Source organism: Sorangium sp. So ce176 (genome assembly GCF_051519835.1).
In the GTDB taxonomy this organism is placed as follows: Bacteria; Myxococcota_A; Polyangia; order Polyangiales; family Polyangiaceae; genus Sorangium; species Sorangium cellulosum_G.
In genome coordinates, this window is sequence record NZ_CP150371.1 from 5,857,290 (window position 1) to 5,876,099 (window position 18,810).

The 18,810-nt window shown below is 74.1% G+C and carries 13 protein-coding genes and 1 tRNA gene; 2 read left to right on the forward strand and 12 right to left on the reverse strand.

Annotated elements, in window-relative coordinates; genetic code table 11:
- The first annotated feature begins 3 nt into the window (after positions 1 to 3).
- Entirely contained in the window at positions 4 to 1,080 is a 1,077-nt protein-coding gene (locus tag WMF42_RS21860) for a hypothetical protein (RefSeq protein ID WP_437694032.1), read from the forward strand.
- 245 nt (positions 1,081 to 1,325) lie between these two features.
- Here the strand turns inward: WMF42_RS21860 and WMF42_RS21865 are convergent, their stop codons facing one another.
- The 3 genes from WMF42_RS21865 to WMF42_RS21875 form a co-directional block, all read right to left on the reverse strand.
- Positions 1,326 to 2,627, reverse strand: a complete 1,302-nt coding sequence (locus WMF42_RS21865) for a hypothetical protein (protein ID WP_061612119.1) — start codon at positions 2,625 to 2,627, stop codon at positions 1,326 to 1,328.
- A gap of 67 nt (positions 2,628 to 2,694) precedes the next feature.
- The gene (locus WMF42_RS21870) at positions 2,695 to 3,363 is read right to left on the reverse strand and encodes a class I SAM-dependent DNA methyltransferase (RefSeq protein WP_061612118.1); all 669 of its coding nucleotides are present in this window, start codon (positions 3,361 to 3,363) and stop codon (positions 2,695 to 2,697) included.
- 10 nt (positions 3,364 to 3,373) lie between these two features.
- Positions 3,374 to 4,351, reverse strand: a complete 978-nt coding sequence (locus WMF42_RS21875; RefSeq protein ID WP_061612120.1) for an NAD-dependent epimerase/dehydratase family protein — start codon at positions 4,349 to 4,351, stop codon at positions 3,374 to 3,376.
- An 86-nt stretch (positions 4,352 to 4,437) separates the two neighbouring features.
- Between WMF42_RS21875 and WMF42_RS21880 the strand changes: the two genes are divergently transcribed.
- Positions 4,438 to 5,364, forward strand: a complete 927-nt coding sequence (locus tag WMF42_RS21880; protein ID WP_061612117.1) for a lysophospholipid acyltransferase family protein — start codon at positions 4,438 to 4,440, stop codon at positions 5,362 to 5,364.
- A 63-nt stretch (positions 5,365 to 5,427) separates the two neighbouring features.
- On the opposite strand, the gene WMF42_RS21885 is transcribed toward WMF42_RS21880, so the two are convergent.
- From WMF42_RS21885 to WMF42_RS21925, 9 genes are all read right to left on the reverse strand, one after another.
- On the reverse strand, positions 5,428 to 6,402 hold the full coding sequence (locus WMF42_RS21885) for a S66 peptidase family protein (RefSeq protein ID WP_437694036.1): 975 nt from the start codon (positions 6,400 to 6,402) through the stop codon (positions 5,428 to 5,430).
- A 66-nt stretch (positions 6,403 to 6,468) separates the two neighbouring features.
- Positions 6,469 to 11,610: a hypothetical protein gene (locus WMF42_RS21890; protein WP_437694038.1), complete on the reverse strand. Its 5,142-nt coding sequence runs from the start codon at positions 11,608 to 11,610 to the stop codon at positions 6,469 to 6,471.
- A 173-nt stretch (positions 11,611 to 11,783) separates the two neighbouring features.
- Positions 11,784 to 13,418: a serine/threonine-protein kinase gene (locus WMF42_RS21895; RefSeq protein WP_437694040.1), complete on the reverse strand. Its 1,635-nt coding sequence runs from the start codon at positions 13,416 to 13,418 to the stop codon at positions 11,784 to 11,786.
- Between the two features lie 93 nt (positions 13,419 to 13,511).
- On the reverse strand, positions 13,512 to 14,537 hold the full coding sequence (locus WMF42_RS21900; protein WP_437694042.1) for a hypothetical protein: 1,026 nt from the start codon (positions 14,535 to 14,537) through the stop codon (positions 13,512 to 13,514).
- Positions 14,537 to 15,586: a tetratricopeptide repeat protein gene (locus WMF42_RS21905; protein ID WP_437694044.1), complete on the reverse strand. Its 1,050-nt coding sequence runs from the start codon at positions 15,584 to 15,586 to the stop codon at positions 14,537 to 14,539. The genes WMF42_RS21900 and WMF42_RS21905 overlap by 1 nt, the downstream gene beginning before the upstream one ends.
- Before the next feature lie 200 nt (positions 15,587 to 15,786).
- Entirely contained in the window at positions 15,787 to 16,095 is a 309-nt protein-coding gene (locus WMF42_RS21910) for a hypothetical protein (protein ID WP_061610256.1), read from the reverse strand.
- Positions 16,096 to 16,151: 56 nt separating this feature from the next.
- The gene (locus WMF42_RS21915) at positions 16,152 to 17,249 is read right to left on the reverse strand and encodes a DUF4190 domain-containing protein (protein WP_437694046.1); all 1,098 of its coding nucleotides are present in this window, start codon (positions 17,247 to 17,249) and stop codon (positions 16,152 to 16,154) included.
- 66 nt (positions 17,250 to 17,315) lie between these two features.
- Positions 17,316 to 18,449, reverse strand: coding sequence for a hypothetical protein (locus WMF42_RS21920; RefSeq protein ID WP_061610258.1), 1,134 nt, complete (start codon positions 18,447 to 18,449; stop codon positions 17,316 to 17,318).
- Between the two features lie 224 nt (positions 18,450 to 18,673).
- A tRNA-Leu gene (locus WMF42_RS21925) sits at positions 18,674 to 18,760 on the reverse strand.
- Between the last annotated feature and the right edge of the window lie 50 nt (positions 18,761 to 18,810).

Genomic DNA, 18,810 nt, shown 5'->3' on the forward strand with positions numbered 1-18,810 from the left:
GCGATGAAGATCCGATTGCTTGGTTGGTTGGCGGGGCTCGCCGCGGTCGCGGCAGCCACGTCGCCCGGCTGCTCGCAACCCAAGCCCGAATGCACCGTCGGCAACGCCGCCGTCTACCCGTTCGCCACGAAGTTCTTCCTGCAAGAGGGAGACGCCGATAGCTCCTGCGGCCAGGTGGAAGGGTTGACCGTCGGGCTGCAGGTGTACAACCCGAACTCGGGAGGCTATCCCGACAGGAACACGAAGCTCATCGCGCTCCAGATGGATCGCGCGGCGTGGACGGCCGACGGCGCGACGATCGAGGAGAGCCCTGATCGGAAGACGTATGCGATCGGAGCGCTCGAGTCGATCGAGCCGGACGACAGCAACATCTGCAGGGTCCCGACGCTGTCGCCGGCCGAGGTGCTGCTCGTCCCGCCCCCGCCCGAAGGCGAAGGCGGTGGCGGGGCCGGCGGCGGCGATGGCGGCGGCGGCGAGGCCGGCGGCGCTGGCGGAGCCGGCGGCGGCGATGGCGGGGCCGGCGGCGGCGATGGCGGCGCGGGCGGCGGCGATGGCGGCGCGGGTGGAGCCGGCGGCGGCGAGGCCGGCGGCGCTGGCGGAGCCGGCGGCGGCGAGGCCGGCGGCGCTGGCGGAGCCGGCGGCGGCGCTGGTGGCGAGGGCGGCGGCGACGAGCCTGCCGACGGGCGCTCCCTCAGGTACGAGTGGAGCAACCTGGAAGTGTATGTGACGGCCGCAAACCTCGGAAACATGTTCCAGGCCGACCTCACGTACACCGAGGGCTCCTGCACCGCGAAGTACAGGGTCGTCGGGCTCTGGCCCGAGGTGCACTGCGGACTCGCCGTCGAGGAGCCGGTGCTGGATCCCGAGACCGGAGAGCAGGCGGTGGATCCCGAGACCGGAGAGCCGAAGACCGAGGTCGTCGAGGTCCCCGATGACAAGCTCTGCGACAACATCCCGGACCCGGAGCCGCCTTATTTCCTTCCGTACGCCTCCGGCATCTCCGCGGATCTCAAGGTGAAGTGCGATCCCAAGATGCTCGTCTGCGTGCTCGACTCGGACAAGATCCCCGCCTTCAAGTAGACGCCCCCACGGCCCCCCGGGCGCGGCGCGTCGCGCGGCGCCCGGGGTAGGCCTCTCCGACGATCGGCGGCGCGGCCCGAGCCGCGGGCCGCTCTCGCTCAGCCGACCCACCCCAGATCGCTCGCGCTCCCCGCGCTCGCGCCGCTCGCAAGGCCCGTCGCTGCGCGCCCTGCGCCGCGCGCCGGCGATCCCGGTCAGCGGTCGCCGATGCGCGGCGTCCCGTCAGCGATCGCTGAGGTGCGTCGCTAGGGCGACGGCTTGACGTTCAGCCTCGCCAGGGCCCCGCAGGCGGGGCCGCTCGCGATCTCGAGCGCTGTCGTGAGCGCGCACAGGCGCGACGCACGCTCGAGCGCGGCCGGATCACCCGAGACGATGGCGCGCTTGGTCTCGTGCGCGGTGCGGACCGAGAGCATCGTGCGAGCGCGCGGCGGCAGCTCCGCGCGGCGCGCCGCGAGCAGCTCGCCGAGCCTCGGGCCGGGATCGGCGGACGGCACCCACGCCCACGCCGAGGCGATCAGCGCTTCAACGAACGCCGCGCGGAGCTCGTCGCCGCCGCGCGCGCCGTCGCACGGCAAGGCGGGGCCGCTCGGCCCGACGTCGGCGGCGGTGAGCCGCCGCCCCGCGATCCGCCGGAGCAGATCGCCCTGCACGCCGGCGAGCTTGCCGTCCTCGTCGGAGAACGCCCCGGCCTTGAACCGCACGGCGAGCGCGGCGCACCGATCGTCGCGCTCCGCGCGCTGCCGCTGCTCTTCGCGCGCCTTCTCCTCGGCGCGCTGCCGCTCCTCGCGCTCGCGCGCCTCGCGCGCCTCGACCGCGGCGCACTCCTCGGCCCGCGCGGCCGCGCGCCGCTGCTGCTCGCCCGTCGCCCGGCCGAGATCGTCCTGCGCGATGGCGCGGACGGCGCACACCTCGGGGCGCGCGAGCGCCGCATCGACGCGCGCGCGCGCGGTCTGCACGCGCACGATCACCGACAGCGCCGCGACGATGACGAGGGCCGAGGCCGCGATCGTGCCGATCTTGCGGAGCTGCCGCCGGCGATACGCCTTGGCGAGCGCGCCGCCGCCGCTCTCGTCGAGCAGCTTGCGGCAGCGGCCGATCATCGCCTGCCAGTGCGCGACGTCGTCGGCGAGCATCTGGAGCGGCTCCGCGAACGGGGGGTCGCGCCGGACCTTGTTCGCGAGCCGCTCGAGGCACAGGCTCACGTCGGGGGCCTGCCCGTGGTTGGTCACCTCCGCGACGCCCTCGAGCAGCCCGCCGATGCGCCCCGCGTACACGTCCCAGGCGACGACGGCCTCCGTCTGGCTCTCGCCGAGCCGCTCGATCGCCTCGCGCACGTCGCTCATCGGGAGCAGGCGCTCGACGTCCTCCCTGCGGACGCCGGCGAGCTTCGCCGCCTGATCGACGCCGCGCTGGAAGCCGCCGAGGAGCCCCCCGGGCGCGAGCTCGCGGAGCCCCTCCGGCACCCTCCTGCCCTGGATGCATGTGCCGGCGTGGTGCAGCGGCCCCATCGCGCAGGTCACGAAGGTGCCCCCGAGCTTCACTTCCATCGAACCGTCGCTCACCTCTACCCCGGACGGCGCGGCGCGGAAAGACTCGCGCGCCGCCCTCGACGCATCATTCGCTGCTGCGCTGGGCGCAGCGCTCGAGATCCCAGAGCGCGTACATCACGTCGACGTCGTACTCGTCCTGTCGCCAGCCCGCGTGGAGCCGATAGCTGTGCGGGAGCAGGCCCGCGCGCTGGATGGCGTCCGTCTGCTCGGCGAAGGTGTAAAGATACATGCTCACGCCGGGGAGCTCGACGGAGAGCGGGCGCGCGGCGCGCTTGTGCATCCTGACGTGCGGCCTCCGCTCGACGATGCTCACCAGCATCCTGCCTCCGGGCCGCATCGCGCCGGCGAGGTTCGCGAGGACGAGCGCGAGGTCGTCGCAGAACTCCAGCGTGCCGAGCCCGAGGGCGGCGTCGAAGCGCCCCCACGAGCGCGGGATCGGCAGGTGGTAATCGTGCCGGTGGTAGGCGCCGTGGGGCCGCTTCTTGCGGGCGATCTCGAGCATGCCCTCGGCGATGTCGAAGCCCACGACATCGACCGACGGCGGGAGATCGCGGGTCAGGTGGCCCGGGCCGCAGCCGGCGTCGAGCACGCGCGCCCCCTCGGCGACGACCTCGCGCAGGAAGGCGCGGACGGGCTTCTCGTAGCGCTGGATCTCCTTCCAGGTGGAGACGTACTCGGGCGCGAAGTCCTCGTAGTAGTCGGCGAGCCGCGCGATCCGCGTTGTTCGCTTCATGACGCGCGCCTCAGGTGATGTCGTCGACCGCCTGCACGGTCTCCTGGATGTCGTGCCCGTGCGTGTAGCCGAGGATCTCGCGCGCCCGCCGGTCGTCGACCATGCACACGTAGCGGATGTGATCGAGCTCGGGGGCCGGGAACGACGTCGCCCTGAAGCGCCACAGCCGCGGGATGATCGTCTGCATGACGAAGTGGGGGATCGTCGCGCGCGTCCGCCCCGTGATCTCGATGACGCGCGAGAGCGGCAGCGGCGGCGGCCCCGCGAGGTTGAAGATCCCGCGCACGCCGGGCCGGAGCGCCGCGACGATCGCGGAGACGACGTCGTCCTGGTGGATGACCTGCACCATCGGATCGAAGCCGAGGAGCGTCGGGATCACGTTGAGCCGGAGGTAGTTCGATGGCGCGTTCCGCACGGAGCCGAGGATGTGGACCGGCCGGAGGATGACCGTCTCGGTCTGCGGGTGCTTCCAGAAGAACGACTGCGCCAGCATGTCGACCTCGATGAGGTCGCGGATCTCGCTGAACGACGCGCCGCCGAGCAGCGGCGCGTCCTCGGTGAGGAACTGCGCGTTGTCGGGGCGCGGGCCGTAGGCGTTGGCGCTCGACAGCACGATGAGCTTGGGCACGTCGTACTGCGCGACGAACTCGAGCAGCCGCTGGAAGCCCGCGAGGTTCCAGCTGTGGTGCTCCATCTGGCTCACCCGCGGATCGTGCATGACCCCGAGGTGGACGACCGCGGCGAGCTGCTCCTGGCGGAAGATGTCCTGGGTCTTCTTGCGGCGGATGTCGATCTGGTGATGCTCGATGTCCTTGGGACGCCCGTCGAAGCCGCGCCTGTCGACGCCGATCACGCGCTGGTCGCGGTGCAGTCGCCGCGCGAGACGCCGTCCGAGGCGGCCGCAGATGCCGGTGATGAGGATGGGCCGGAGGGACGGATCGGAGTCTGCACCGGGGCGGCGGCCTCGACCGGGCGTTCGTTCGCTCATCGGGTCGACGGTCGCTTCGAGGCGGCCGATGGTCAAGCCCTTCCTGCGGTGCAGGCGCACGCGAGTTTTGCTATCGTCCCGCGCTCATGGCCGGCAAAACCACGCTCGCCAGGCTGAGCCACTTCGCCACGCACACCGCGCTGCCGCTCGCGCGCCTCGGGGTCGACGGCGTGCGCGGCACGCTCGACGACGCCACGATCCGGCTGCTCGGTCAGGACTTCGAGGACCGGCTGCGCCGGGTCGCGCTCCCGCAGGCGGCCGACGGGGTCGACCCGTTCGGGCTCGACAGGGAGTGGGCGAAGTACGCGATCGGGGTCGCCGCGTTCTTTCATCGCTTCTATTTCCGGACCGAGGTGTTCGGCATCGATCGGGTCCCGACCGGCCGGGTGCTGCTGGTCGCCAACCACTCCGGCCAGCTCCCGTTCGACGGCATGCTCATCGCGGCCTCGCTGTTCCTCGACGCGGAGCCGCCGCGCGTGATGCGGAGCATGGTCGAGAAGTGGACGCAGACGCTGCCGTTCGTGGCGACGTTCTTCTCGCGCGTGGGCCAGGTGGTCGGCGTGCCCGAGAACGCGCGGCGCCTGCTCGACATGGGCGCCGCGATCCTGGTGTTCCCGGAAGGGACGCGCGGGATCTCGAAGGGGTTCTCTAGCCGCTACCAGCTCCTGGATTTCGGGCTCGGGTTCATGCGGCTCGCGCTCGAGACCGACACGCCGATCGTGCCGATCGCCGTCATCGGGGGCGAGGAGCAGTACATCTCGCTCGGCAACCTCGAGTCGGTCTCGAAGGCGCTCGGGATGCCGACGTTCCCCGTCATCCCGCAGCTCCTGCTCCCCGGCGGTCAGCTCCCGCTGCCGACCAAATACCGGATCTATTTCGGCGAGCCGATGACCTTCCGCGGGGACCCGGACGACGACGACGCGGTGATCCAGGAGAAGGTGTCCCTCGTGAAGGGTCGGATCCAGTCGATGCTGAACCGCGGGCTGAAGGAGCGAAGAGGCATCTTCTGGTGATCGCGTGACAGCGCGACCGCGTGACCGTGGTGACCGCGCGGCGCGGGCGCGGTGACCGGGTGCTCAGGCGCCAGCGAGCGTGACAACGGCGTCGGGGCCGCGCGAGAGGACGCGCGCGAAGCCGCCGAGGATGGCGGGCTCGTTGCGGAGGCCGTGGCCGATCGGCAGCCCCGCGACGACGGGGACGCCCAGCGGGAGCAGCCTGTCGCGGAGGACCTCGTCCACCGTGACGCCGTCGGGGCCCGGGTCGCATTGCTCGAAATCGCCGAGGACCACGGCCGCGGCCGGGGCGAGGTGGCCGCCGACCTCGAGCGTCGAGAGCATGCGATCGATGCGGTAGGGCCGCTCGGTGACGTCCTCGAGCAGGAGGACGCACCCCTCCGGCACCCGGAGGCGGCCGGCCGCGGCGCAGGCGTGGAGCAGGGCCAGGTTGCCGCCGAAGAGCGGCCCCTGGGCGGCGCCGGCGCGCAGCGTCGTCAGGCCGCCGAAGCTGCGCTCGCCGAGCGGATCCTCGAGGGCGCGGATCAGCGCGGCGCGGGCGCGAGTGTCGCCGCGGCCGAGCGCGGTGACGTGGGCGCCGTGGAGCGACGCGACGCCGGCGCGCGCGGCCTCGACGTGGAGGGCGGTGATGTCGGAGAAGCCGACGATCCAGCGGGGGTGCCTGGCGAGGACTGTCCAGTCCAGCCGGTGGACGAACCGGTTTGCGCCGTAGCCGCCGCGGGCCGCAAAGATGGCGCGCACGTCGGGATGCGAGAGCGCGTGGACGAGCTCGTCCCTCCTGCGCGCGTCGTTGCCGGCCAGATAGCCCGTCCGCGCGAACAGCCCACGGCTGGAAGGCGCCGACAGCGACGGCGCCCCGCCGCCGCGGGAGTCGCCGGCGAGCGGAGGACCGCCGCCCGTGTCGAAGAGCACGCGGTAGCGCTGGGCGAGCCAGCCGAGCCCGACCCACGCCAGGACAGGCTCGAACGGGCTGGAAGGCGCGATGACGGCGATGGTGTCGCCCGGGCGGAGCGCCGGGGGGAGGATCAGAGAGGGCATGTCTCCTCCGTGCCTCCGCGACCCACGATCTCCCCGGCGCGCGGCGTCTCCGCCGGGTCGATGCGACTAGGGAGCACCGGGTTCGTCGTCGAGGAACTCCACCTCTTCCGCGTCGACGTCGACCTCGTCGGAGAGAGGCAGCGGCGGCACCTCAGGCGGGTTGGCCGTCGGCGAAAGCGCGAAGTCCCCGGCAACTGCCTGCTGCGGCGCGTGGCCATCGAGGTCCGACGGCTGCGCGGGGGCGTCCTCCTCACCGGCGAGCTCGGCCGGCGCGACGAGCCCGGCGCCGTCGGGAGCGAGCTCCTGCCCGGATTCCAGCGCCACGCCGACAGCGCCGACGCTCGCGTCGATCCCGCTCGCGTCGACCCCGCTCGCGTCGACCCCGCTCGCGTCGACCCCGGCGGCCTCGTACGACGCATCGCCGTGGGTTGCCTCGGCCTGCTGCGGATCGAGCTGCGGAGCCTGCGCCTCGGTGAGCCCGGCGGGCTCCTCCGGCAGCGCCTCGGCGGCGTGGATCCCGGGGTCCACGTGGCCGTTCGCCGCCACGGCGACAGCGGCCCCAGCGGCCGCCGTCACGGCGGCCTCGGCGCCGATCGACTCGAGGTTGGGCACCCGGGGCGCGAGCGGCGGCTCGGTCAGCGACGGGCCCGGCGGCCTGGTCGGCAGCACCGGCGGCGGCGGGGTGCGCTTGAGGTTGCCGGACTTCGCCCGCTCGAGCCCCGCGGTCGCGTCCGGATCCCCCGCCTTCACGCGGAGGACGCGGCGCCAGGCGTCCGCCGCCTCGCGCGCCTCGCCGAGCTCCTCCTCCCAGATGCGCGCCACCTTGCGCGCGAGCTCCGCCCGCTGCGCCGGATCGCGGCCGCGCAGGATCTGGTCCTCGTAGAGCTGGATCATGCCGCGGTGATCGCCGAGCTCCAGCAGGAGGCTGGAGAGCTCGTTCATCACGTCCTGGTCCGACGGCGACAGATCGTGGAGCTTCTTCAGATCCACCGCGGCGCCCTGCCGGTCGCCGAGCACGTCGCGCCGCAGCCTGGACCGTCGCTGGAGGAGCTTGCGCACGAGCGGGCCGTCGAACACCTCGTCCAGCGCGCGGTTCAACGTCGCGCCCACGCGGTGCGGATCGCCCACCTCGCGCCCGAGGGCCTCGAGCGCGTCGAGCGACGCGTCGTCCACGTGCGCGAGCACGGCGTCCCCGAGCCAGCTGAAGGCGCGGTCGACGTCGCCGAGATCCTGGTGGACGATCGTGGCCGCGCGGCGGAGCAGCGCCGCCCGGGTGCGGCCGCCGTCGCGCGAGCCGTGGCCGCCGGCCGCGAGCGCCTCGGCGAGGATCGAGCGCAGCGCGGTCGACCGGGATCGCTCGTCGCCGTCCCTCGCCACCCGCTCGAGGATGGCGATCGTGTCCTCCTGGACGCCGCCGCCGAGCGCCTGCTCGAAGAAGCTCCGCGCCCTGTCGATGGCGCCGCGCTCGCAGGCGATCTCGGCGGCGCGGGCGAGCGCCGCGAGGCGATCGGCCGGGGTGCGGCACCGGCCCACCTGGCGCTCGAACAGGTCGATGATGAGGCTCGGGGCGTCGGCCAGCGCCGCGAGGCGCACGAGCAGCGGCTCGACCTCGGCGGTCGGCACGCTCGCCAGCGCGCCCTCGCCGTGGTGGACGGCCTCCAGGGCATCGGCGCCCATGGAGACCCGAACCTCGGCCTGCCGCACGAGCTCGACAGCGCGCGCCGGGCCCGTGAGATCCCGCGCGAGGAGGTCGTGCGCGACGGAGAGGGCCTCGCGGTCCTGGAGCTCCACCGCGATCGCCTCGAGCTTCTCCCCGAGGGCGGCGTCGGCGGTGCGCGAGCGCGCGAGCTCCATCGCGACGCGCGCCGCGTCGCGGTGGTGGCCGACCTCCACGAAGCGCTCGAACGCGCCGCGCAGGGCGACGTCGCGCCCGGCGCGCGCGATCGACTCGTTCCAGGCGACCAGCTTGGTCGCGACGACGCCCTTCCAGCCGAGCCGGTCGCCGAGCGCGACGTACGCTTCCCGGCACGCCTCGTCGCCCTGATCGGCGAGCTTCTCCAGGAGGGCCATCGCCTCGTCGCTCCTGCCGAGCGCCTGGTCCAGGATCTCGGCGAGGCGGCGGGTCATCGTCGACGCCTCGTCCTCGTCGCCCTCCACCTCGATCAGGAGCGCCATGAGGCGCGCGACCTTCGGCCAGTCGTTCAGGCGCTCGGCGAGCCGCTCGAGCCGGGCGACCGCGTCGAGATCGTCGGGCTCGGCGGCGTGGACGACCTCGAGCGCCCTGACGGCGCCGTGCGGGTCGTCGAGCGGCCCCTCGTAGAGCCCCGCGAGCCGCTGCGCGATGTCGAGCTGCTCGGGGCCTTCCACGAGCGCGAGCTCGCGCTCGAGCGCGCCGGCGGCGCCCCTCAGGTTGCCGCGCTGCTCCTCGAGCGCGGCGATCGCCCGGAGCGCGTTCCGGTTCTGCGGATCGAGGTCGGCCACGATCGCCTCGTAGCGGGCGATCGCCGCGTCGATGTCGCCGGAGCCCTCCGCGAGCATGCGCGCCTCGCGCATGGCGATCGAGATCTTGCCGGGGTTGCTGTCCGTGAGCGCGCTGAGCCGCCGCAGGAGCTCCGCGCCCAGCTGGTGATCGCCGCGCTCGCTGGCGTCCTCGGCGAGCCGCGTGAGCGCCTCGGCGTCGTCGCCGTCGGAGAGCAGGAGCGAGAGCGTCGCGCGCTCGCCGTCGCGATCGCCGAGCTCGCGCTGCACCGCGGCCGCCGCCCGCCGCGCCGCGACGCGCTCCGCGCGGTCGCCGAGCAGCTCGGCGCGGGCCAGCAGGAACCGCGCGAGCTCGGGCAGCCGGTGGGTGCGCCGGTAGAGCTCCTCGATCGCGGGGGCGGCGGCGTCGCCCGCCGGATCGAGCTCGATCGCGCGCGCGACCCGGTCGAGCGCGCCCTCGACGTCGCCCGTGCTGAGGAGCAGCTCCGCGGCCTGGACGAAGAGCGCAGGGCGCGCCTTGCGGTCCACGAGCAGCGCCCGCTCGCAGAGCGCCCTCGCCGCCTCGACGAGCCGCCCCGCGGCGACGTAGGCGTTTTCCGCGAGCTCCCACAGCTTCGGCTGCCGCACGAGCTCTGCCACCTGGCTGAACGCGTCGCCCGCGGCGCCCGGCTCGCCGAGCCGCATCCGGAGCTCGCCGAGCTTCTGGAGGAGCGGCGCACGGGTGAGATTGTCCTGGAAGCGAGAGGCCGCGTCGGCGAGGACCTGCGCCGCGAGATCGAACCGCTCGCCCCGCTCGAAGAGCTTGACGGCGGCCTGGATCGCCGTGCCGTCCTCGGGCGACAGGCCCGCGACGCGGACCCACGCCTCCGCGGCCGCGATCGGATCGCGGCGCTGCTGCTCGTGGAGCGAGACGAGCTTCTTCTCGATCTCGATCTTCTGCGCGACGTCGGGCGTGGCCACGGCCTCCTGCTCGAGCAGCGCGGCGAGATCGTCCCAGCGCGCGCTCCGCTCGAGCAGCCGCCGCAGCTCGGCCTGGGCCTGCGCGTCGGCGGGATCGAGCTCGGAGAGCAGCCTCCAGGCCTGCACCGCCGTGTCGACGTCGCGGAGCTGCGACTCGCACAGCCCGGCGACGTCGCGGAGCTGCGCCATCCTGCGCTCGACGGGCGCCGTGGGGACGCGCGCGGCCGCGAGCAGGACGTCCCGCAGCTCGGCGAAGCTGCGCTTCTGGCGGAGCTGCTCCTCGACCTGCGCGAGCGCGTCCGGGTTGGCCGGATCGGCCTTGAGCATCTCGCGGAGCCTCGCGAGCGGCTGCGGACGGCGGAGCTCGGCCTGCTGCTCCTCGTTCAGGGGCTGGGGAGCGTCTGCCAGGGCCGAGCCGCCGAGGGCCCCGGGGGCCGGCGTGGAGCCGGGCGCGCCCGGCGCCGGGCGGGAGCTCGGCGCTGCGGCGCTGGAGAGCGGCGCGGGCGCGGCCGGCGTGGAGGCGAGCGGCGCGACCGGCGTGGGGGCGAGCGGCGCGGCCGGCGCGAATGCGGCGATCGCCGGCTCCGCGGCGATCGCGGCGGCCACCGGCGCGGGGTCGCCGGAGGGCGGCGACGGCGGGTAAGAAGGCGCCGCGGCCGCGGCGGGCGGCGCCGACGGCGCGCGCGACGACCCGGCGTTCGCGCTGACGGGCGGCGGCACCGACGGTAGCCGCGGCGGCGGCGGCAGCACGGACGCCCGCTTGCGCGCCTCGACGGCCATGAACCCGTTCGGGTTGACCTGGAGGTAGGCGACGTAGCGCGGGCGGAGCTCGGCGGTGCGGCCGAGCTGCTTCGCGTAGTGGTCGGCGAGCTGCATCGCGCGATCGTGCCCGGGCGCAGCGCGGAGCGCGTACACCGAGTACGAGTAGCCGTACTCCCCGTCGTACGTCTCCGCGAGCGCGACGAAGAGCTCCGCGGCCTCGTCGCGCTCCGGCTGCGGCACCGGCTCGCCGGCCTCGATGCGATCGACGATGGCGACGCCGAGCGCCTGGATCAGCCCGACGTCGTGCGGCAGGAACGCGCGCGCGTTCCGCAGCGCCACCGTGGAGCCCGCGAGATCGCCGGCGCGGCGCCGGATGTCGGCCTCGTCGCGCAGCAGGGCGAGCCGCCGCTCCGGGTCGTCGACGAGCGCCTGCTCCATCGCGAAGTAAGGGATCGCCTCGGCGTACTGCTGCTGCGCCTTCAGCATCTCGCGCGCGGCGTAGATGGCGTAGACGTTGTGCGGATCGAGCTCCGCGAGGCGGCGCCAGTTCTCGAGGGAGCGCTCCGGCCGAGAGAGCGGCGGCTCGCTCCACAGCCTGCCGAGCTCCTCGTGCAGGGTCGTGAGCTGCGCGCGCACCTCGGGCCTCTCGAAGAGCAGCGGCGTGAGCGCCTTCACGAGCCGCTCCAGCAGCGCGGCGAGCGCCTTTTGATCGCCCTTGTCGCGGTAGAGCTGCGCCAGCCGCTCCGCGGCCGTCCGCTGCGTCGGGTCCTTGTCGATGGCGATCATGAGCGTGCGCGCGGCGTGGTGCGCGTCGCCGATCGTGGTCGACCACACGTTGGCGGCCTCGCTGAGCCAGTGCGCCGCGTACGACGGATCTGCGGTGGAGCTGCCGACGCGCTCGAGCAGCATCGCGTACGATCGTGGGTCCTGCTCCCCGGCTCGATGCGCATAGGCCAGGGCTTCCCCGTCATGCGGATTCGTGACGAGGCGCTGGATGAGCGATTCCATCTCCCGGGGATCCATCGGTGCGCGGCGAAGTTACACGTTCGTCTCTGCTTCGTACAGCGACTCTCGGCGCAATTCGCGATCGGTCGCCGCCGTTCTTTTCGCGGCGAGCGTCGCGGGAGAGCGGGCCTCCGGCGCTCGCGTGCGGCGCGCAGCGAGGCTGCGCGCGTGCGCCATCAGTCGAATTTCACGTAGGGCTTGCGCGACTGCGGCGGCTTTCGCTTCGGCGTCGGCGCGGAGGCGGCGCCCGTCGGCTCGGCGGCGCTGGTCGCGATCGCGGGGCTCGGCGATACGGGCGGCGGCGTTACCGCCGCGGGCGGCGGCGGGAACGCCGCGGGCGGCGGCGCCGGCGCCGCGGGCTCCACGGCGCGCGGCGGGGCGTCGCTCGCGACCGCGACCGCGAGCGCCCGCGCCTCGTGCGCCACGCCCTTCTCGAGCCTGCGCACGCCGTCGCCGGCAGGGCGGCGGAGCTCGCGCACGGCGAACGCCGTCACGATCAGGGACAGCGCGACCGTCCCGACGACCACGCGCGAGGTGCGCCGCCGCGGCGCGGGGCGCAGCGTGCTCGGCGTGTGCGAGGCGTCCGCGCCGTCGCCCACGACCGCGAGCAGCTCGCTCGTCCCGCCGACCTCGGCCGGCGGAGGGCGGCTCGATCGCTCGCGGCTCAGGCTCGGCCTCGCCTCATCCATCGCGCGATCGAGCTCCGCGATGAACTCCTGCGCGCTCCGCGGCCGGTCCTCGGGTCGCTTGGCGAGCGCGCGCTGGAGGAGCAGCGACAGCGACGGCGGGATCCCGGCTTCCGGCGCCGCCTCGATCGCCGGCACGGGCGCCGTCTTGATGTGCCTCGCCATCACGACGACGGCGTCGTCGTCGATGAACGGCGGCCGCCCGGAGAGCATCTGATAGAGCAGCACGCCGAGCGAGTAGAGATCGCTCCGCGCGTCGAGCGGCCTGCCCTGCGCCTGCTCAGGCGACATGTACCGCGGCGTACCGAACACGGTGCCGGCCTGGGTCTCGAGGGCGTCGACAGGCCGCTCTGCGCCGGTCATCACCTTCGCGATGCCGAAGTCGAGCACCTTGCAGATCTCCTCGTGCTCGCCCGCCGGCGGCCTGGCCAGGAACAGGTTGTCCGGCTTCAGGTCCCGGTGGATGATCCCCTTGTCGTGCGCCTCCGCCAGCGACAGGAGCGCGTGGCGCGCGAAGCGGACGGCGTCGCCGACGCGCAGCCGCCGCAGCCGCTTGATCCGCTGCCCGAGCGACTCGCCCTCGAGGAGCTCCATCGCGAGGTAGAGCGAGCCGCTGCTCCACGTCGCCCCGTCGGGCGAGCTCTGCTCCGCGGAGCGACCGCGGCCGAAGGTCGGGTCCGACGAGTCGTCCACGATCTCGCCGAAGTCGAAGACGGTGACCGTGTGCGGCGAGCGGAGGAGGCTCATCGCGCGCGCCTCGCGCGTGAACCGCGCCTTGGCCTGCGCGTCGAAGGCCCGGTCCGATCGCAGGATCTTGATGGCGACGTCGCGGCCCATCGCCTCCTGTCGCGCGCGGTAGACCGTGCCCATCGAGCCGGCGCCGAGCTTGCCGACGATCACGAACCGGTCCGCGATCGTGAGCCCGAGGAACGGATCTCCCTCGGTCTCGGCGAGCACCTCGCGGCTCACGAGGGCCAGCCCGTCGTGAGGGCAGCGCGGCAGCCTCGCGCCCGCGCCGGCCCGGGAGCCGCCCTCGCTGGCGGGGGGCGGCGGCAGGCCGGACGAGCTCCTCGCGCCCAGGGCGACCGACGCAAGGTGGTGACATCGCGGGCAAATCAGCGCCATGGCCCGGCTGGGCTCGCCCGGCGACCCGGGTGCGCTGGCTGGGAACTGGCCGTCCGCTGTAGGAGCTACCACCGCGATGGGGGAGATCGTCCGTCACTTGGGCTCACACCGCAAGGCCCACGACGAATCGGTCCGGTGAGGGCGACATCCGAAGCGCGCGATGTCGCCGCACGACGCCCCCCCGCAGCAGACATCGCTACAGAATCCCTGACTTTCTCCAGGGTCCTTGACGCAAATGCCGCCACGACACGCATCATCCGTGGCGCACGGAACGCCGACGGCCGAGATGCTGTGTTCGTCGAGCAGCTTGGTGCAGGCCCGGACGGTCGAGCCTTCGCGGATCTCGACCTCGGCGCAGCCGACGATCTGCGTCACGTTGCCGGGCGACGCCGGGCACATGTCCGATGCGCAGCACGGGATCGTGCACCGGTCGCCGATGCCCTCCATCGCGGCGCAGAGCCCAGAGGAGCAGTCTGCGTGCGCCTCGCACTCCTCGAAGTAGCCCAGGCTGCCCGGATCGCGCAGCCGGCACGCCCAGGCCGGTCCGGCCGAGACGAGGCCTGTCGTCAGGCGGCATACAGCTGGCGCCGCGCAGTTGGTGTCCGAGCAGCAGGTGTCGACGCAGATGCTGTCGATGCACATGCCTGAACGGCAGTCACCAGGCGCGGCGCACGCGTCGCCGGTGCGCCCCGTGCCCACCTCGGGCCGGTCGACGTCCCGGCCGACGCGGCAGAGACCGCCGCCGCCCTGGTCGGGGACCCAGCAGACTGCGTCGCGGACGGGATCGCAGTCGCTGGCGTTGCAGCACGCGCGCGCGCAGACGCTCGGCCCGTCGTCGCCGAACCTGGTGGGATCGAGGCAGAAATCGAGCGCTCCGCACTCGCTGTGCGCGGTGCAGGGCGCGCCCAGCGCGCGCTCGGGGAGCATCTCGACGCAGGCGCCGTCCCGGCAGAGGGCGCGCTCGGGGCACGCCGGGGGCCCGATGGCGCCCTCCGCGGAGCAGCGCACCGCGTCCAGCTCGCCGTCGACGAGGATCTCGCACCCGACGCCGAGCGCGGCGAGCGCGGCGAGCACCGCGAGCATCCGGTGAAGCCGCCGCCCCGCGGCGCCGGGGCGCATCAGAACTGCACCAGGAGCCGGGCTCCGTCGGCGCCCAGCGACAAGCTGACCTCCGGCGCCGCCTCCCCTGGGCGCGCGCCGCGCGACGGCGGGACCTCGCCGCGGCCCGGGACGGGGGAGAGCGCACGAGCGGCCGAGGCCGGGCGAGAGGCGCCCGGGCGCGCCGCGGGGGCGCGCGTCGAGAGGTACAGGTAGAGCGCCGCGGCCCCGGAGAGCCCGGCGGCCAGCAGGGCCACGTCCGCGACGACGGCGAAGCGGTGGGCGGCGCTCGCGTCGGCCTGCAGATCGGCGACGGAGAGGCCGTCGCCCGTGCGCTCGCGGGGGCTGGGATCGCGCGCCACGGCGAGCGCGGCGAACACGCCGCCGACGACGAGCGACCCGGCGGCGATGCCGCCGCTGACGAAGAGCCAGGGCGTGGGAGGCCTCGGGTTCGCCGCCACGACGGAGCGCCGCGGCAGCAGCGGCAGGAGCGACACGCGCGGCAGCAGCGGCAGCGGCGCGGCGGTCCCGGCGGCGGACGGGGGCGCAGCGGGCGACGGCTTCGCGCTGGAGAGCTCCCGCTTCGCCCCCTTCAGCCGCTTGAGGACCGCCATGACCTGCTCGCGCTCCTTCGGGAGCGTCTCCATCGCGAGGTAGCGAACGTAATAGTGCTCGGCCCTGTCGATCTCGCCCAACCTCTCATGGATCACCGCCAGGTTGTAGATGAGCTCTTTCCCCTCGGGATCGAGCTCCACCGCGGCCTGGAGCTTCGCGATCGCCGCGCGGTACTCGCCGTGCTGGTAGAGCCCCTGCGCCTGGTCGTGCAGCGCGGTGGCGCGCTCGATGCGGCTCCGCTTCTCCTCCGCCTCGGGCGACAGGGCGGGGTTCGGCGCTTTGCCCTGCGATGCCGGCGCGGCGCCGGGCGACGCGGGCGCGTCGAGCGGCGCCTGCGCGGCCGACGCCGGCGATGTCCAGAGCGCGGCCGCCGCGAGCACGCACGCGGCGCGCGCGGCGGCGCGCCGGGCGTCGGGGCCGCTCGAGCGAGGCAGGCGCGCTTCCGGGTTCGTCACGGCCGCCCACCATAGCGTAACTTCCGCGCGGAAAGGCCCTGCCACGTCGCGCGATCCTGCGCGCGATCCGCGCGGCAGCGGCAGCGGTGTGCCTCGATCCGGTCGCCATCTGCCGGGGGCCGATCGCCGTCCACCTCGGCCGGCGGCGCGGCGCGCCGCGCCCGGCGGCCCTCGGCGGCGGGGCGCCCCGCCCTCGCCGATCACCGGAGCTTGCAGCGGTACTCGCCGGCGAGCACGAACGCCCGCTCGCACCTGACGTCCACCGTGCGCTTCGCCGTGGTGAACTCGAACGTCTGTCCGAACGGCGTCCGCTCCAGGCGGGTCATCTGCGCTCTGCAGCCGTCGCTCGCGCGGCGCCCTTCCGGCGCGCCCGCGGCGGCGTCCTCGCCGCACGCCACGAGCGCGGCCGTGCGCTCGACGGCGGCGTTGTCGGAGAAGACGTTGTAGGCCGCCGAGGCGCTGAACGCGACACAGAGGGCGAAGAGGGCGAGCTGGACGAAGCGCTTCACAGGCCGAGCTTACCCTGTTCAGCGCGCGGAGGGCCGGGCGGCGCGCGCGAGGCCGGTCAGAGCCGCATGCCCGAGCCGGGCAGCGGCTGCCACGGCTGGCGGCGGGTCGTGTACTGGCCTCGCACGAACGCCCCGAGCACGGGCGCGATGTTGCGCGCGATGTCGTCGTCCCACTCGCCGCCGTTGATCCCGTCCTGCGGCGTGAGATCGGGCGAGAGCAGGAAGAAGCCGGGGTAGAGCCGCCGCGGCATCTTGATCTGATCGAGGTCCTCCTTGAAGACATCGATGTCCACGCGCACGAGCCGCACGCTCCGGAGCGCGGTCTGCATCAGCGGGTCGCTGAGCGAACGATCGACCCCGCGGCACGGCTCGCAAGGATCGCTCGTCGTCATCACGAGGACCTTCTCGCCGCGGGCGTGCGCCTCCGCGCGCTGCTTGGCGAGCTCCTCGCTGAGCGTGGAGACGTCGACGCCGATGTCGACGATGGAGAGCCCTCCGACGCGCCGCTGGATCGTGTGCTGGGGGACGCTGCCGCCGGGCTGCGCCGCCGCCGGAGGAGGCACGTCCGGCAGCGGCGCCGCCGGGGACGCGGCGCTCGCCGGCTCCGGCGAGGTCTCCCCCTCGCCGACCGCCGAGGCGATCTCGCCGCCGCTGTACGTCGTCCACATCCACACGCCGAAGCCGATCGCGGAGCTCCAGCACAGCGTGAGGAGCACGCCGAGCGAGAGCCCCACGCTGGCGAGCGCATATCCCCTGCGGGCGTCGGGGGCGCGCTCGATCTCGCGGCGGGCCGCCCAGCCGAAGACGATCGCGGCGACGGCCCCGAGCGGGCCGAAGAGCGCCGCCACGACCGAGCTCACCGCCAGCGTCGAGAGCTGCCGCCGCTCCGGCGGGAGCGGCGGGGCGAGGTAGGGGTCCTGGATGAACGGGAGCTGCGCGGGAGCGCCGCCCGACGACGGCTGCGCGGGAGCGCCGCCCCACGGCGCCGCAGCGGGCGCGACAGCAGCGGGCGCCGCCTGGTCGCAGGAGGGTGCGCCGACAGGCAGCTCGCCTTCGCAGGGCAGGAAGTCCGCCCGCGCATCTCGGAGCGCCTCTGCCGGCTCGTTCGCATCGCGGTTCGGCGGTGACTGACTCGGGCCGAAAGCGTGGCTCACGTCCCTCATCCTAGCGCTGGAGCCCGCGTTACGCCCGCCATACGCGGGCCTGCCGTCGCGCCGAGCTCAGGGGATACAGGCGCGCTCGATCACCCGCAGAACTGCGCGCTTCGTGCTCACACCGGGGCTCATCACCTCCGTCCATGCGACGCCCACGCGCTCGCCGGCGATGGCCACGCTAGGAGGATCCTTGACGGGATTCACCCCATCCGACACCCGGATCCCCCGGGCAGAAGGCGCTCCGTCGGCGCCCAGCTTGACGAGGAGCGTCTGCCCCTCGGCCTTGCCGTCGTGGCCGACCCACGCGACGAGCGCCCCCTCCCTGCCCGGCGCGAGCGCGCGCCACTTGCCCTTGCCGAGCACCCAGGGCGCCCCGCGCGGCCGCGCCTCGGCGTCCAGCGCGCGGGCGATCAGCGTGGGGCCCTCGTTCCAGACCAGAATCGCCCCGGCGCCGCCGGTGGCCACGAGCCCGAGCCGCTGATCCCTGTCCGGCGTCTCCTGAGTCGCCACGGCCGAGCGGTCGCTGCCCTGGGGCTTCGCCACGAAGTGAGCGCTCCCTTCCCTCCCGGACGCGTCGAACCGCGAAGCCCGGATACTCCCGTCGTCCTCGTCGTGCCACGCGACGAGGTAGCTGCCGGACGCATCGACGGCGACCGCCGGCCAGCGCGGCTTCCTTGTGTGGCGCGTGACCCCGACCGCCTTGAGCTGCGGCTGCGCAGGATCGACAGGCGCGAACTGGAACACCCCGAGCTTGTTGCGATCGGCCCCGAAGGGCGCCGCCGCCACCAGGGCGCCGCCCGGAGCGGGCGCGAGGGCGACATGATCGCTGACGTCCCTCCCGATGGCGCCGACGCGCAGGATCTCCGCGGGCGGGTTCGTCTCCCATCGGGGCCGGGCGTACGCGAGCCCCTCGGCGTCGAACCACGTGACCGTCCACGCCTCCCCTGCGGAGAAGAGACGGAGCCCCGGCTCGCGCGTGATCGAGATCGCCCTCGCCCGGGCGATCTGCCGGGCGTCGCTGTCGAAGCCGGCAAACGCGATCTGCGCGTCCCCGCCCTTGAGGTCGACGAGCCACACGGCGCCGAACGTGCCGTCCGCGCGTCCGGCGATGCCCATCCCCTCACGCAGGATGTACGTCGCGATGTCCCCCGTCTTGACCTTACAGTCCGCGAGGGTAGCGAGGGGGACGAACTCCTGCACGCCCGTCCCGCGCGGGGGCTCGAGCTCGGCCGGCGCGGTCGCCGCCGCGGGCTCGACCGAGGCGCTCGATGCAGGGGTCGCGGCCTGGGACGTCGGTTCGCTCGAACCGGGAGCCGCCGTCGCGGCGCCCCCCGAACGGGAGGCGCTGCGATCACAGGAGACGCCGACAAAGGCAAGCAGAGAAAGAGCCACTACAGTGGCTAAAGAAGAGCAAGGCGATCGCTTGGTGCGAAGCAGAGGACTTGAACCTCCACGGGAGTTACCCCACTGGAACCTGAATCCAGCGCGTCTGCCAATTCCGCCAGCTTCGCGAGCGGGAGCGCATCACTACCTCGCTCCCTCGCGGTTCGTCAAGCTCCGC